The following is a 15008-nucleotide window of genomic DNA, read 5'->3' as shown; positions in this document are numbered from 1 at the left end:
GGTCACGGGGCCGGCGGGCCGGGCGGCGGAACGATCACCGGGGGTGCCGGAGCGCCGGGCGGTGGCGGCACCGGGGCGGCGCCCTCCATCGGCGGACCGGCCGCCGGCGCGCCGGGCGGCGGCGGCAGTACGGGGACGGGTGGGCCGTTGAGGAAGGTGTTGCCGCCCACCGGGGTCTCGGTGGCCGGCGCCTCGCTGGTCTGCGCGGACTGCCCCGGAAGATGCTCGGTGGATTCGGTCTGCTCGCTGCTGCTGCTCCCGGAATCACTGCTCGAGCCGCTGTCGTAGCTGCTGTCGCTCTGGTCGTAGGTGATCTGCGAGGAGGTGTCCACCGGCGGCATCGGGATCGCCGGGATGGTCAGCCGCTCGTCGGGGATGTCCGGCGGTGGCACCGGCGGACGGCCGTTGATCATCAGCGGGCCCTTGGCGCTGTTGAGCAGGGTGGACCAGCCACCGTTGCCCAGCGTCGCGCCGATGCTGCAGGACACCTGATGACTGCCCGCCGACCAGCTCGGCAGCGCGATCGTGCTGTACACCAGCGTCAGCGTCGTGGTGCGCAACTCCAGCGGTGCCAGGTAGGCCTCGGTGACGCGGGCGCAGTTGTCCTTGACGAAGGTGTCCTGCTCGGCCTCCGGCGGCAGCCCCTGCGGGAACTTCTCGGCCAGGTTCACCGAGCCGGTGACCTCAAGGGAGTGCGGGCCCGCGCAGTCCACCGGGATGTCGGTCGGCTGGTTGGTCGCCGGGTCGATGCCCAGGCAGGTGCCGGCCGGCCAGACCTTGGACTGGTCGATGTCGGCGACCTTGCCCTGGAACGCCTGCTGCTGATTGTTGGCGCCGGGCAGTTGCAGACCGCAGAGCATGCGTCGCTCGCCGGCCTGCCGCCAGGCCTTCTCGCCGGACCAGAGCAGGCTGACGGTGAAGCGGCCGTTGGGGTCGAAACGGTCACCGAGGTAGCGCTGCACCGCGCTCTGGCACTGCTCCTGGCTGATCTGCTGGATGCGGGCCGGCGACGGCGGCGCGGCATCCGGGCCGTACTCGGTGCCCGGGAAGGTCCGCATGTCGACCGACTCGGCGACCTCGAAGCGGTGTTCGGTGGTGCAGTCGACGACCTGCGCCGCATCCGGGGTGCGCTCGGGCCAGCTCAGGCAGTCGCCGCTCTTGGCGTTGTCGAAGGTGCTGTTGCTGCGCAGACCCAACGCGCCGGTCCCGGCGTTCAGGCCGGCCAGCCGCCCGCCCGCGGCACTGTCCGGCAGCACCGTGATGACGCCCGCGATCATCAATCCGCCGAGCGCGGTCAGCAGCAGGGCGCGCCGCGTGGGACTGAGCGGGCTGCTCACCGACAGTGCGCGGCGCCAGCGGGAGACCGGCTTCGGCGAGGCCTGGGCCTCGTCCAGAAACGGTTCCGGGTGATCGGGTGCGTCCAACATCGCCTCCCATTGTGACAGGCGTGTCACGATGTGTGACAAGTGATGCACTTGTAATGTTATGTGGTTGTGGCCCGCGCAGTCCGGCCGCGTCCGCCGCAAGTAGGGTTACCGCCGTGATCGACCTCAAGTTGCTCCGTGACGATCCCGATCGGGTCCGCGCCTCACAGCGTGCCCGCGGCGAGGATCCGGGCCTGGTGGACTCGCTGCTGGCCGCCGATGCCACCCGCCGCGCCGCGATCTCGACCGCCGACACCCTGCGCGCCGACCAGAAGGTCGCCAGCAAGTCGGTCGGGAAGGCCTCCCCGGAGGAACGTCCCGGGCTGCTGGCCCGGGCGAAGGAACTGGCCGAGGAGGTCAGGAGCGCCGAGGCGGCGCAGGCCGAGGCCGAGACCGCGTTCACCGCGGCCCACATGGCGGTGTCCAACATCATCGTCGACGGTGTGCCCGCCGGTGGCGAGGACGATTTCGTGGTGCTCGACACGGTCGGGGCGCCGCCGGTGATCGAGAACCCGCGCGATCACCTCGACATCGGTGAGTCGCTCGGCCTGATCGACATGGAGCGCGGCGCCAAGGTGTCGGGTTCGCGGTTCTACTTCCTGACCGGTCGCGGCGCCCTGCTGCAGCTGGGACTGCTGCAGCTCGCGGTCCGACTGGCCACCGAGAACGGTTTCACGCTGATGATCCCGCCCGTGCTGGTGCGGCCGGAGGTGATGGCCGGGACCGGGTTCCTCGGCGCGCACGCCGACGAGATCTACCGGCTGGAGGCCGACGACCTCTATCTGGTGGGCACCTCGGAGGTGCCGCTGGCCGGCTACCACAGTGACGAGATCCTCGACCTGTCCGACGGGCCCAAGCGGTACGCCGGCTGGTCGTCGTGCTTCCGCCGGGAGGCGGGCAGCTACGGCAAGGACACCCGGGGCATCATCCGGGTGCACCAGTTCGACAAGGTCGAGGCGTTCGTCTACTGCCGACCCGAGGACGCCGAGGCCGAACATCAGCGGCTGCTCGGCTGGCAGCGCGAGATGCTCGCCGCGATCGACGTGCCCTATCGGGTGATCGATGTCGCCGCAGGTGATCTCGGCTCATCGGCGGCCCGCAAGTACGACTGCGAGGCCTGGGTGCCGACGCAGGGCACCTACCGTGAACTCACCTCGACGTCGAACTGCTCGACGTTCCAGGCGCGCCGGTTGTCCACCCGCTACCGCGACGAGAGCGGCAAGCCGCAGATCGCCGCGACCCTGAACGGCACCCTGGCGACCACCCGGTGGCTGGTCGCCATCCTGGAGAACCATCAGCAGCCCGACGGCAGCGTCCGGGTGCCCCCGGCGCTGGTGCCCTACGTAGGTACGGAGGTCCTGACACCGTGATCGACATCGACATCGACGAACTGCGCGGCTGGTTCGGCTTCGGGGTGGCAGGCAACTTCGCCGGGCACCTCGAACAGGCCGGCGAGGCAGTCGATTTCGCCAACGTGACGAGTGAGGGTTCGGCGCCCAAGGGCATCTTCCCGTGGTACGCCCCCGGTCACGACGGGCAGCTCGGTGAGTTCCCGCTGTCCCAGGACACCATCACCCTGCCGGCCAGCGACGAGCCACTGAACCTGCAGATCGAGCCCGAGGTCGGGCTGGCCTGCCGGGTGCGCTGGAACGGCGATACCGTCGCATCGTTGGAGCCGTTCGCGCTCGGCGCGTTCAACGACTGCTCGATCCGGCGCCCGGGCGCGCGCAAGATCAGCGACAAGAAGAACTGGGGATCGGCCTCCAAAGGTGTTGCGCGCCAGTTCTTCGACATCGGCGACCTGACGCCGGACGGCCCCACGGCGACGCTGCGGCTGGTCTGTTATCTGCACAGCGCCGACGGCCAGGAGCACGAATACGGCGTGGACAGCCCGCTGCTGGGTTACTCGTATTACGGCGAGGTGCTGCTGGACTGGATCACCGAGCGGCTGGCCAACCAGAAGGGTTCCGATGACACGCCGCTGGAGGATGTCGGCGCCCTCATGGTGGCCGCCGGGCATCCCGAGTACGTGCTGATCGGCATCGGGGCCACCAAATACACCGCGCTCGGCGAGTCGACCTACCTGACCGCCGGTGACGAGGCGATCGTGCGCGTCTACGACACCGCCTCCGACGCGGCTTCGGAACTGCGGCAGACGGTTTCGGGCTAGCGACGACCATGCCTGCCGTCGGTGAGCTGTGGCGTTTCCCGGTCAAGTCCATGGGCGGTGGCCGGGTGGAGCGGGTGCGCATCGACCGGCGTGGCGTGCACGCGGACCGGTTGTGGGCGGTCCGCGATGTCGAGAAGGGCGTCACCGCCTCGGCCCGCCGGGTCCCCGCGCTGCTGGGGTGCACCGCCCGCTATCTCGTCGAACCCGATGAGCGGGCCGGCCCGGGCAACGTGCCCGCGGTGGCGATCACCTTTCCCGACGGCCGCGAACTGACCAGTGACGATCCGGGGATCCACGCGGCGCTCTCCGACCTGGCGGGCCGGCCGATGCGGTTGACCGCGCTGCCCGTCCTCGGTGACACCAGCCAGCACCGGATGACGGTGTCGGGATCGCTGGACAACTACCGTCCCGCCCAGGTGCGCAAGGACTTCGGGCTCACCGACAGCGAGGCGCTGCCGGACACCTCGGTGTTCTCGACCAGGGACATCATCACCCTGGCACGGTATTCCACCCCGCCGGGCACCTTCGTCGACCTCGGCCCGGTGCACGTGATGAGCACCGCGAGCCTGCGGCACCTGAGCGGCGGCCCCGAACCACTCGATGTGCGCCGGTTCCGGCCCAACGTGCTGATCGATATCGCCGAGGACGACCGTCAGTTCCCCGAATCCGCCTGGGTGGGTGGCGAATTGGGCATCGGTTCGGCCCGGCTGCGGGTGACCATCCCGACCATCCGGTGTGTGGTTCCCACCCGGCCGCAGCCGGGTATCGACCTGGACAAGACCATCACCCGGGCGCTGGCCGAACGCACCGACCGGTTTCTCGGTGTCTACGCCGACGTGCTGGAATCCGGAGTGCTGACCGTCGGCGACGAGGTGCGGGTGCGGCCCGCCGATCCGCCCACCGGTCTGCAGCGGGCCGCCACGGCCGCCACCCGGTCGGCCACCCGCGCGGCACAGTGGCTGCTGGAGCAGACGGTGATGCGGTTGCGTTAGCCGCCGAGCAGTTCGTCGAGCACGGCGACGAACTCGGCGGGGCGCAGCGGCGTGAACGCCGGCGCGGGCTGGGTGCCGGGCACGTCCAGGATCACCAGGGTAGATTTGATGGGCCGCCACACATCCAGCGGCATCCAGCGCCGCGGATCGGTGCTTCCCCAGATCCGGAAGCGCTCGGTGAACAGTCCCAGGGACTCCGCCCGGTAGGAGCGGACGGCGCCTAGCGGGATCACCTTCGCGGTCCCCGACGGGAAGTGATAGCGGCGCAGGGTGATCGCCTGGCGATCCAGCAGCACCATACCGTCGTCGTAGACCGGTGACACCGACTGCGGCGCACTCATAACCGGGTCGTCCGCAGTTGATGACCCTTCGCGGTCAGGCACCGGCCGGTGTCCAGGTTCCACTGCCAACCGTGCAGATTGCAGGTCAGCGTGTTGCCATCGACCACCCCGAACTTGGACAGGTCGGCCTTCAGGTGCGGGCAGCGCCGCTGGATCTCCCAGCCGGCCACTGTCGTGGAGGCACTGTCGTCGTGCGCCTCGGCGAACCAGCCGTCGGCATAGGCGATGCGCTCATCGGTCAGACACTTGAAGAACGTGTACAGGTACTCGTTGTATCCACCGACCCGCCAGGCGGTGAACCGGGTGGACAGGAAGATGGTGTTCACCCAGTCCGGTTCGTTGTCGCGGACCACGGTGCGCACGAGTTCCGGCGCGATGGCGAATCCGTAGCGGAACTTCTCATCCGGAATCGGTTCGCGCACAGCCCGCTTGGGAAAATCGAGGACCACGGTCTCCGGGCCGATGCGCAGTTCCACCGGATAGCCGATGCCGTCGCAGATCTGATCGGAGGCCAGCATGATGGGCTCGAACAGCGTCCGCAGCGGTTCCAGCAGCGGCTCGCCCTCGGCCGGGGCCCAGGATGCCTTCTCGGCGGCGAGCACCGGAGCCTGGCGCTGGGCGTAGGCCTCGATGTAGTCGGCCTTGCCGGTGGTGAACACCGTCTCCGGGTCGTCGATCGGGTGGGCGAGCGAATTCAACTGTGTCCCGGTGAAATCCGCCGTCGAACCGGGAACCATCAGCAGGCCGCCCTGGTGGCCGTGGCGGCGCATCTGGTCCAGGAAGACCACTTGGTCGGGAAAGATGTTGGCCGGATCGCCGTGGTCGTCGTTGAGGTCGCGCAGGGCGGGATCCAGGAAGCACGGCGGGCCGGCCGACGGCACCACCCAGGTGGCGCCCACCTGCGCGATGTACTGGCGGCACCGGTCCATCTGGCGCTGCCGCTTCTGGGTTCCGAACGCCTCCTTGGCGCGTGCGGGCATGTCGTAGACCATCGGGTACCAGATGGCCCCCGAGTACTGCAGCATGTGCACGTCGATGTGCCCGAACTCGGACACCAGGGGTTCCAGGTCCACGGGGCGGGCGTCGTTCATGTTGAACGCCGTGGTGGTGCCGTCGGAGACGACCAGCCCGGAATCTCCGATCGGGCCGTCGGCCGGGGCACGCAGCGCGATGATCATCACGTCCAGATCGCCCTTGGGGCCGCTGACCCGGTGCTTGACCGAGTCCGTGGTCTCCACGAACCGGTGGAATCCCAGCGCCTCGAGTTCGCGGCGCAGATCCGGCACCGGGTAGTCCGGCAGCAGCACGGTGGCGTCCTTGTTGACGTGCGCCCGCAGCAGGACCGGATCGAAGTGGTCCTTGTGCAGGTGGCTCACGTAGAGGTAGTCGCAGTCGCCCAGGGCGTCCCAGTCCAGGCCGGAGTTGTCCGGGAACGGGAACCAGGACGCGAAGTACGCCGGGTTGACCCATGGGTCGCACAGGATGCTGCCGGCCTCCGTGTCTATCCGGAAACCGGCATGTCCGACGCTTGTGACCTGCACGAATAGCCTCTCTCGCGGTATGTTGCCCGGATACGAGTCTAACGCCGGCCGGCATGCTCTTCGCCCTGCGCGGCGGGCCGGTGACTAGTCTTACTCCTGTGGAGCCGGTATACGGAACTGTCATCCAAGCCGCCCGTCTGGTCTGGCGGTTGCAGGGCTTGAGGTTCACCGTGACCGGGGTGGAGAACCTGCCGGTCACCGGCGGTGCGGTGATCGCGGTCAACCACACCAGCTACTTCGACTTCACCTTCGCCGGATTGCCCGCCTACAAGCAGGGCCGCGGCCGCAAGGTCCGCTTCATGGCGAAGAAAGAGGTCTTCGATCATCGGATCGGTGGACCGGTGATGCGCAAGCTGCGGCATATCGAGGTCGACCGCGCCAGCGGTGCGGACTCCTTCACCGCCGCGTGCGCGGCATTGCGGGCCGGCGAACTGGTCGGGGTCTATCCGGAGGCCACCATCAGCCGCAGCTTCGAGATCAAGGGGCTCAAATCCGGCGCGGCCCGGATGGCCATCGACGCCGACGTGCCGATCATCCCGCACATCATCTGGGGTGCCCAGCGCATCTGGACCAAGGGCCATCCGAAGAACATGCGCAGGCCCAAGGTGCCCATCTCGGTCGCGGTCGGTGAACCGATCTATCCCACGTTGCCGCCCGCCGAGCTCACCGCGCTGCTGCGGCACCGCATGCAGCACCTGCTGGAGCAGGTGCAGGACGACTACGGACCGCACCCGGCCGGCGAGTTCTGGGTGCCGCACCGCCTCGGCGGCGGCGCCCCGACGCTGGCCGAGGCCGACCGGATGGACATGGAAGAGGCCGCCGAGAAGGCGGCCCGACGCGCGGCGCAGCAGTCCGGTGAGGCGCCGGAGTAGACACATCGATGGAACCGGTCTTTCGCAGCCTGGAGATCGCCGGCAGGGCCGCAGTTCGTGTCACCGGAACCCGGATCACCTTCCGGGGTCTGGAGCACATTCCGTCCACCGGCGGTGCGGTGGTGGCCATCAACCACACCAGTTACGTCGACTTCCTGCCCGCGGCGCTGGCGGCGACGGCACGTCGCCGACGGATGCGCTTCATGATCAAGGCGGAGATGAAGGAGGTGCGGTTCGTCAACTTCCTCATCACCCGCGCCGGGACGATCCCGGTCGACCGACAGTCCGGCGCCGAGTCCTATCCGGTGGCCGTGCGGCAGTTGCGTGCGGGTGAACTTGTCGGGGTATACCCGGAAGCGACCATCAGCCGGAGCTTCGAACTCAAGGAGTTCAAGTCCGGCGCGGCCCGGATGGCGTGGGAGGCGCAGGTGCCGATCATCCCGCTGATCGTCTGGGGTATGCACCGGATTTGGACGAAAGATCACCCGAAAGTTCTGGGCCGCAACAATATTCCTGTCACCGTGCAGGCCGGGCCGGCATTGACCGCCGGACCGGACACCGGGCACACCATGATCGAGCTGAGGACGGCGATGACCACCCTGTTACACCGGGTCCAGGACGACTATCCGCACCCCGCCGGTGCGCACTGGGTGCCGCGGCGCCTCGGCGGGGCGGCACCGACGCCGGATGAGGCCAGGTTGCTCGACGAGGCCGAGGCGGCCCGGCGCCGGGCGGGGCGCGCCTGATGCTGCCCGCGATGATCGCCACCGATGTCGATGGCACGCTGCTCGATGAGCACGAGCGGGTCACCCCGCGCACCGTCGCCGTGGTGCGCGCCGCGGTTGAGGCCGGTGCGCAGTTCGTACTGGCCACCGGACGTCCCCCACGGTGGGTTCCGCCGGTCGTCGAGCAGCTCGGCTTCGCCCCGATGTCGGTGTGCGCCAACGGTTCGGTGATCTACGACTCGGCGACCGACCGCATCGTGTCGGCCCGCACGCTCTCGGTCGAGGCGCTGACCCGGCTCGCCGAGACGGCGGCCCGCATCATCCCCGGGGTGGGGCTCGCGGTGGAGCGGGTGGGCCGCAGTGCCCACGACGCGGCGACCCCGCAGTTCGTCAGTTCGCCGGGTTACGAGCACGCCTGGCTGAACCCGGACAACACCGAGGTGTCGCTGGTGGATCTGCTCAGTGCGCCCGCGGTGAAGTTGTTGATCCGCAAGGCCGGTGCGTTGTCCGGGGACATGGCCGCTGCGCTCGCACCGCACATCGGTAGCGAGGATGATCTGACGTACTCGACCAACAACGGCCTCATCGAGGTGTTGCCGAGCGGGTTGAGCAAGGCCACCGGTGTCGCCGAGGTTGCCGGTCCGCTCGGCATCGAGGCCGCCGATATCGTCACCTTCGGCGACATGCCCAACGACATCCCGATGCTGCGCTGGGCAGGGCTGGGAGTGGCGATGGGCAACGCGCATCCGGAGGCCATCGCCGCGGCCGACGAGGTCACCGCACCCAACACCGATGACGGGTTGGCGCGGGTACTGGAACGCTGGTGGCTATAGCTTCCCGGCGCTGATCGGGGTGAACCGCTCCAGCTGGACGGGGGAGTGGTCCGCGGCCGGAACATCATGGGGCACACCGTCTATCACCCGGGTGACGGTGCCGTCCTCGCGATCGAAGTTGAGCGTGCCGTGCTGGAAGTTCTGCTTGATCCACAGCGGTTCGTGAATCTCGGCGCTGGTCGGCAACCCCAGCGCGCCACGCTCGAATCCCAGTGTGCCCCAAGCTTCGTAGATGGCCCCGGTGACCGGCTGCGCACCCGACTCCGGCGACCAGTACATGGCCCCGTGGTCGAAGGTGGCATAGCGCGCACTGCCGAAGCCCGAGGACTCCGGTGAGGTCGGCATGCCCAGCGGCCCCTTCTCGCTGCCCTGGGCCAGCCATTTGGTGAAGATGGCCCCGCCGCGCAGTGAGTCGACAAGATCCTGTTGGCCCGGCGGCTGATTGAACCGGGCGGCGATATCGCGCAGCAGACCCATCTGGGCGTAGGCGGCCGCGCCCGGGCAGTCGGTGTTGCCGACATCGCGGTGGGTGAAGATGTTGGGCAGTGTGGGCGTCGCGCCCCGGGGGAACAGCGTGAAGCTGCCACCGGCGGAGGTCAGGGTGACGGTGCCGCGCGGGTCCACCCGGTCCAGTCCGAGTCGCCAGCCCAGCAGCCGTCCGGTGGTGCGCAGCTGGATCGGAGTGGGCGGTTCGGCGTTGAAATCGCCGATCATGGCCACGCCCCAGGTGTCTGAGTTGAACCCGCCGGTGTGCGCGCCCTGCACGGCCCGGTCCATCCCGCCCGCGCGTCCCTCGAAGACCTGTCCGTACCGGTCGACCAGGGCGTTGTAGGCCATATCGCACCAGCCCAGCGTGCGGGCGTGGTACTCGTAGATCGACCGGACGATGGCCGCCGAATCCTGCGGGGTGTAGTCGTTGCTGCCCGCGGTGTGGTGGACGACGCCGGCCCGTACCCCGCGGTCGTAGATGGGTGCGCCGCAGCGCAGCGACTCGTTCGCGCCCCACTGGGCGCGGCTGATGATCTGGGGAGCCTGACCGGGCACGGTGACCGCGGCGGGTGGCGGGATCTGGATGTCGACCGGCGCCTCGGGTGGGCTGATGAGTACCGCGTTGACGTTCATCGGCAGCCGCTGCTCGACATTGGCCGGGATGTAGCCCAGGTCCGGGCCGGCCTTCTGATCCGGGGCGGGCGCCCGGGAGACTGCGATCTGGACGGTGGTGGTGCGTCCGACGAAGACCGGTTCGGTGCCGTGGGTGTCGGGCTTCTCAGGGCCGACGCCGTCGAGCGCCTCGGCCTGGTACCAGGGTCCCCAGCTGCCGTCGGCGCGCTGCGCCCGCACCCGGGCCGTGGTGCCGTCGAGATCCGCGGCGGTCAGCGCGACCAGCGAGAAGGGGGTGTCCTGATGGATCTCGCGGATGGTCTCTCCGGTGCCGAGACCGCTCAGCGGTTGCTGGGTGATGGCCGTGTCCGCCGGGGGCTGCTCGTCGGGGATTCCGGTGATCGCCCAGGGCAGGATCGCGACCGTCCCCAGCACTGCGGACAGCAGTAGCGAGGGTGTGGAACGGCGGCGCGGCACAAGCAGATGTTACGTATGTGCTTACTGTTACTCATGTTGCGACACGCGCGTCACATAACGGCACCGCAGAGCCGATGTGGCTTCTGCGGTGCCGTCAGGTGAAGGGTCTGTCGTTGCGGATTACGCCCCGGCTGCGGATGCCGCTGCGGCGGCGGCACCCGTGGCGGCCTCGGCCGCACCCAGCGCCGGAGCCGCTGCGGCCGGCGCGGCAGCCGCGGCGGGAGCGGCGGCCGGGGCCGCGCTCTTGACCGCGGACATTATCGCCGGCATCACCATGCCCTTGAGCAGGTCGATGGCCTGGCCCGCGCCCAGTTGCTCGGCGGCACTGTTGATGGTGCCGAGCAGGCCGCCGCCACCGGGGGCCGCGACGGGCGCGGCCAGTGACGGGTCGGCACCCAGGATCGGGTAGGTGCCGGCCATCGGGTCGAGGCCGATCGGCGCGGCGATCGGGATCTCACCGGGCAGGCCGATCCCGCCGAGGGCCGGATCGGTCAGGCCGACCGGGCTGGTCAGCCCCGGGTCGGTCAGCGATGCCGGCGACAGGGCACCCGGGGACAGCGACGGACCGGACGCGCCGACCGGCGGGATGCTCAGCCCGGGGGTGCTCAGCTCGGGGGTGGACAATCCGGGTGCGGTGAGCCCGGGGGTTGTCAGCTCGGGCGTGCTCAGACCGGGGGTCGTCAGACCGGGGGTTGTCAGACCGGGCGTGGTCAGCTCCGGGGTCGTCAATCCCGGTGTGGTCAGACCGGGGGCGGTCAGTCCGGGTGTGGTCAGCCCCGGCGAGGTCAGCCCCGGCGAGGTGAGGCCGGGCGAGGCCAGGCCGGGGGAGACCAGCGTGGGACTCGCGGCCGGCGAGCCGGTGAGCAGGCTGGTGGGCATCGGCGGCATGTTGACGCCGAACTGCGACAGGCCTTGGGACAGCGCCGAGAACAGTTCCATCGGAAGGTCGGTGATCACCGCCGCATGGGTGAACTCGCGATGCTGAGGTTCCTTGACCTCAGACATCTCGGATACGGCGGCAATGGCGACTGGACTTGCGACGGCCAGGGCGGCGACTGCGCTCATGGCTGTCGAGAGCTTGCGTCGACGTCGGTTCGGCACGGAAGTCTCCTCAATACATGGACTACGTGTTTTCTGGGTTCATCTGAAAATGCAGGCGGGTGGTGAGCCGGCGTCGCGGCGGTTCTCGTGCCCGGGTAACCGACGCGCTGCCAACGTGTTTGATGGTACTGCTGTGACTCGTGGGTCTAGAGTGACGATGCTGAATCGTGAGCGAATCGCGACCTGCCGGTTCGGCCGGGCATGTCACACGTTTCGGGTCGGCGGGGCCCGGTCGGATACCCTTGCTGCCGATGACCGATCAATCTCCTGGCCAGCCCACCGACCGCTTTGACCTCATCGTCGTCGGATCCGGATTCTTCGGCCTCACGATCGCCGAGCGGGCTGCCACCGAACTCGGCAAGCGGGTGCTCGTCGTCGAGCGGCGGTCCCATATAGGAGGTAACGCCTACTCCGAGCCGGACCCCGCAACCGGCATCGAGATCCACCGCTACGGCGCCCACCTGTTCCACACGTCCAACAAGCGGGTGTGGGACTACGTGCGCAAGTTCACCGACTTCACCGGCTACCAGCACCGGGTGTTCGCCCTGCACAACGGCCAGGCCTACCAGTTCCCGATGGGGCTGGGTCTGGTCTCGCAGTTCTTCGGGCGCTACTTCACCCCCGACGAGGCGCGCGCACTGATCAAGGAACAGGCCGCCGAGATCGACACCGCCGACGCGCAGAACCTGGAAGAGAAGGCCATCTCGCTGATCGGCCGCCCGCTGTACGAGGCGTTCGTCAAGGCCTATACCGCCAAGCAGTGGCAGACCGACCCGGCCGAACTGCCCGCCGCAATCATCAATCGGCTGCCGGTGCGGTACAACTTCGACAACCGCTACTTCAACGACACCTATGAGGGACTCCCGGTCCACGGGTACACCGCCTGGCTGCAGAACATGGCCGCCGACGACCGCATCGAGGTGCGGTTGGACACCGACTGGTTCGACGTGCGTGAGCAACTGCGGGCCGAGAGCCCGCAGGCGCCGGTCGTCTACACCGGGCCGCTGGACCGCTACTTCGACTACGCCGACGGCCGACTGGGCTGGCGCACGCTCGACTTCGAGACCGAGGTGCTGCCGACCGGGGACTTCCAAGGCACCCCGGTGATGAACTACAACGACGCCGACGTGCCGTTCACCCGTATCCACGAGTTCCGGCACTTCCATCCCGAGCGCGACTACCCGACCGACAAGACGGTCATCATGCGGGAGTTCTCCCGCTTCGCCGAAGACGACGACGAGCCCTACTACCCGATCAACACCGACGCCGACCGGGCGCTGCTGGCCGGATACCGTGCGCGCGCCAAGGCCGAGACCGTCGCGGCCCGGGTGCTCTTCGGGGGCCGGCTCGGCACCTATCAGTACCTCGACATGCACATGGCCATCGCCAGTGCGCTGAACATGTACGACAACATTCTGGCTCCGCACCTGCGTGACGGGGTGGCGCTGAATGCCGACGACGAAGGCAGTAACCCATCATGAGCGACATCCCATCCGGAGCACTCGACTCGACCGAGTCGCGCGCGGTGAGCCTGCTGTCGCGGATCATCCTCCCCCGTCCCGGTGAGCCGCTGGACGTGCGCAAGCTCTACATCGAGGAATCCGAGACCAACGCCCGCCGTGCGCACGCGCCGACCCGCACCACCCTGGAGATCGGCGCCGAGTCAGAGGTCTCCTTCGCCACGTACTTCAACGCCTTCCCGGCCAGCTACTGGCGGCGCTGGTCGATCCTGGAATCGGTGGTGCTGCGCGTCGAACTGACCGGCAGCGCGCGTATCGACGTCTACCGGTCCAAGGCGACCGGCGCGCGGATCACCGTCGGCGGCACCGAGGCCTCCAGCGTCGACGACACCCCGGCCGTCACCGAGTTCGAGGTCGAGCTCGCACCGTTCGAGGACGGTGGCTGGATCTGGTTCGACATCACCACCGACACCAAGGTCACGGTGCACAGCGCGGGCTGGTACGCCCCGCAGCAGGCGCCCGGCCGGGCTGACGTGGCCATCGGCATCCCCACCTTCAACCGGCCGGCCGACTGTGTCAGCGCACTGTCGGCGCTCACCTCGGACCCGTTGGTGGACAACGTGATCAGCGCGGTCATCGTGTCCGATCAGGGCACCCGGCAGGCCAAGGACCATCCCGGTTTCGAGGCCGCCGCGGCCGCGCTGGGCGACCGCCTCTCGGTGCGCTACCAGCCCAATCTGGGCGGCTCCGGCGGATACAGCCGGGTGATGTACGAGGCGCTCAAGAACACCGAGTGCGAGCAGATCCTGTTCATGGACGACGACATCCGCGTCGAGCCCGACTCGATCCTGCGGGCGTTGGCATTCAACCGGTTCGCCAAAGTGCCAACGCTGGTCGGCGGCCAGATGCTCAACCTGCAGGAGCCCAGCCATCTGCACGTGATGGGCGAGATGGTCGACTCCGAGAACTTCATGTGGACCGGCGCGATCAACACCGAGTACGACCACAACTTCGCCAAGTACCCGCTCAATGCCGAGGAACACGAGCGCAGCCGGCTGCTGCACCGCCGTATCGACGTCGACTACAACGGCTGGTGGATGTGCATGATCCCGCGCCAGGTCGCCCAGGAGCTCGGCCAGCCGCTGCCGCTGTTCATCAAGTGGGACGACGCCGAGTACGGCCTGCGCGCCGGTGAGCACGGCTATCCGACGGTCACCCTGCCCGGCGCGGCGATCTGGCACATGGCCTGGAGTGACAAGGACGACGCCATCGACTGGCAGGCCTACTTCCATCTGCGCAACCGGCTGGTGGTGGCCGCCCTGCACTGGGACGGCAAGATCGGCGGGCTGATCGCCAGCCACTTCAAGGCGACCGTCAAACACCTGCTGTGCCTTGAGTATTCGACCGTCGCCATCCAGAACAAGGCGATGGACGATTTCCTGGCCGGCCCCGACCACATCTTCTCGATCCTGGAGTCGGCACTGCCCGAGGTGCGCAAGATGCGTCAGGACTTCCCGGACGCAGTGGTGTTGGAGAGCGCGACCGTGCTGCCCGCCCCGTCGGACAAGCGCTGGCGCCGCAAGGTCAAGATCCCCACCAATCCGGTGTCCATCACGGTGCGGTTGACCCGCGGTGTACTGCACCAGCTCTCGGCCCACGACCCCGAGCACCATGTGCGGCCGCAAATCAACGTCGCGACCCAGGACGCCCGCTGGTTCTCGTTGTGCGTCGTCGACGGTGTCACCGTGACGACCGCCGACGGCCGCGGCGTGGTGTACCGGCAGCGGGACCGGGAGAAGATGTCCGAACTGCTGCGCGAGTCGCTCAAGCGCCAGGTGCAGCTGTTCCGTAAGTTCAACAGGATGCGCAAGGTTTATCGCGCCGCGCTGCCCGAACTGACCAGCACCACGCGGTGGGAAGAGGTCCTGCTCCCGTCCGGCTCGGCACCCGCCGCGCTGGAACAGGCCTGAC

The 15008-nt window shown here is 68.6% G+C and carries 13 protein-coding genes; 8 read left to right on the top strand and 5 right to left on the bottom strand.

Going from position 1 to position 15008, the window contains the following annotated elements; genetic code table 11:
• Window positions 1–2: 2 nt before the first annotated feature.
• Window positions 3–1427: a septum formation family protein gene (locus BST17_RS19885; RefSeq protein ID WP_083060629.1), complete on the bottom strand. Its 1425-nt coding sequence runs from the start codon at window positions 1425–1427 to the stop codon at window positions 3–5.
• 113 nt (window positions 1428–1540) lie between these two features.
• Here BST17_RS19885 and serS point away from each other — a divergent pair, with 113 nt between their 5' ends.
• The 3 genes from serS to BST17_RS19870 are packed head-to-tail and all read left to right on the top strand — an operon-like array spanning window position 1541 to window position 4586.
• The gene (gene serS, locus BST17_RS19880) at window positions 1541–2794 is read left to right on the top strand and encodes a serine--tRNA ligase (RefSeq protein WP_083060628.1); all 1254 of its coding nucleotides are present in this window, start codon (window positions 1541–1543) and stop codon (window positions 2792–2794) included.
• Window positions 2791–3594, top strand: a complete 804-nt coding sequence (locus BST17_RS19875) for a DUF5718 family protein (protein WP_109750217.1) — start codon at window positions 2791–2793, stop codon at window positions 3592–3594. The genes serS and BST17_RS19875 overlap by 4 nt, the downstream gene beginning before the upstream one ends.
• An 8-nt stretch (window positions 3595–3602) precedes the next feature.
• On the top strand, window positions 3603–4586 hold the full coding sequence (locus BST17_RS19870; RefSeq protein ID WP_083060627.1) for an MOSC domain-containing protein: 984 nt from the start codon (window positions 3603–3605) through the stop codon (window positions 4584–4586).
• Here BST17_RS19870 and BST17_RS19865 read toward each other — a convergent pair.
• Both BST17_RS19865 and BST17_RS19860 read right to left on the bottom strand, forming a co-directional pair.
• Window positions 4583–4927, bottom strand: a complete 345-nt coding sequence (locus BST17_RS19865) for a hypothetical protein (RefSeq protein ID WP_083060626.1) — start codon at window positions 4925–4927, stop codon at window positions 4583–4585. The two genes, BST17_RS19870 and BST17_RS19865, sit on opposite strands and share 4 nt — an antisense overlap.
• The gene (locus BST17_RS19860) at window positions 4924–6468 is read right to left on the bottom strand and encodes a Rieske 2Fe-2S domain-containing protein (RefSeq protein WP_083060625.1); all 1545 of its coding nucleotides are present in this window, start codon (window positions 6466–6468) and stop codon (window positions 4924–4926) included. The genes BST17_RS19865 and BST17_RS19860 overlap by 4 nt, the downstream gene beginning before the upstream one ends.
• A 98-nt stretch (window positions 6469–6566) precedes the next feature.
• Between BST17_RS19860 and BST17_RS19855 the strand changes: the two genes are divergently transcribed.
• The 3 genes from BST17_RS19855 to BST17_RS19845 are packed head-to-tail and all read left to right on the top strand — an operon-like array spanning window position 6567 to window position 8898.
• A complete protein-coding gene (locus BST17_RS19855; RefSeq protein WP_083060624.1) occupies window positions 6567–7340 on the top strand; it encodes a lysophospholipid acyltransferase family protein in 774 nt (257 codons plus the stop codon).
• Between the two features lie 8 nt (window positions 7341–7348).
• Window positions 7349–8086, top strand: coding sequence for a lysophospholipid acyltransferase family protein (locus tag BST17_RS19850; RefSeq protein ID WP_083060623.1), 738 nt, complete (start codon window positions 7349–7351; stop codon window positions 8084–8086).
• The gene (locus BST17_RS19845; protein WP_083060622.1) at window positions 8086–8898 is read left to right on the top strand and encodes a Cof-type HAD-IIB family hydrolase; all 813 of its coding nucleotides are present in this window, start codon (window positions 8086–8088) and stop codon (window positions 8896–8898) included. Before BST17_RS19850 ends, BST17_RS19845 begins: the two co-directional genes overlap by 1 nt.
• Here BST17_RS19845 and BST17_RS19840 read toward each other — a convergent pair.
• Window positions 8893–10476, bottom strand: a complete 1584-nt coding sequence (locus BST17_RS19840) for an N-acetylmuramoyl-L-alanine amidase (RefSeq protein ID WP_083060621.1) — start codon at window positions 10474–10476, stop codon at window positions 8893–8895. The genes BST17_RS19845 and BST17_RS19840 overlap by 6 nt on opposite strands.
• 120 nt (window positions 10477–10596) lie before the next feature.
• Window positions 10597–11577 carry a hypothetical protein gene (locus BST17_RS19835; protein ID WP_083060620.1) on the bottom strand — a complete coding sequence of 327 codons (981 nt, stop codon included), beginning with the start codon at window positions 11575–11577 and terminating at the stop codon, window positions 10597–10599.
• Window positions 11578–11828: 251 nt separating this feature from the next.
• Between BST17_RS19835 and glf the strand changes: the two genes are divergently transcribed.
• Window positions 11829–13058: a UDP-galactopyranose mutase gene (gene glf / locus BST17_RS19830; RefSeq protein ID WP_207573680.1), complete on the top strand. Its 1230-nt coding sequence runs from the start codon at window positions 11829–11831 to the stop codon at window positions 13056–13058.
• A complete protein-coding gene (locus BST17_RS19825) occupies window positions 13055–15007 on the top strand; it encodes a glycosyltransferase (RefSeq protein WP_083060618.1) in 1953 nt (650 codons plus the stop codon). Before glf ends, BST17_RS19825 begins: the two co-directional genes overlap by 4 nt.
• The last annotated feature ends 1 nt before the right edge of the window (window position 15008 follow it).

This window comes from Mycolicibacterium bacteremicum (assembly GCF_002086115.1).
GTDB classification, from domain to species: Bacteria; Actinomycetota; Actinomycetes; order Mycobacteriales; family Mycobacteriaceae; genus Mycobacterium; species Mycobacterium bacteremicum.
This window is presented reverse-complemented; position numbering and strand designations above follow the sequence as displayed.

Excerpts from the sequence above, each read along its gene's own strand:
- BST17_RS19825 (WP_083060618.1), top strand. The coding sequence starts at position 13,055 with ATGAGCGACATCCCATCCGGAGCACTCGACTCGACCGAGTCGCGCGCG.
- BST17_RS19885 (WP_083060629.1), bottom strand. The coding sequence starts at position 1,427 with ATGTTGGACGCACCCGATCACCCGGAACCGTTTCTGGACGAGGCCCAG.
- BST17_RS19870 (WP_083060627.1), top strand. The coding sequence starts at position 3,603 with ATGCCTGCCGTCGGTGAGCTGTGGCGTTTCCCGGTCAAGTCCATGGGC.
- BST17_RS19865 (WP_083060626.1), bottom strand. The coding sequence starts at position 4,927 with ATGAGTGCGCCGCAGTCGGTGTCACCGGTCTACGACGACGGTATGGTG.
- glf (WP_207573680.1), top strand. The coding sequence starts at position 11,829 with ATGACCGATCAATCTCCTGGCCAGCCCACCGACCGCTTTGACCTCATC.
- BST17_RS19845 (WP_083060622.1), top strand. The coding sequence starts at position 8,086 with ATGCTGCCCGCGATGATCGCCACCGATGTCGATGGCACGCTGCTCGAT.
- BST17_RS19850 (WP_083060623.1), top strand. The coding sequence starts at position 7,349 with ATGGAACCGGTCTTTCGCAGCCTGGAGATCGCCGGCAGGGCCGCAGTT.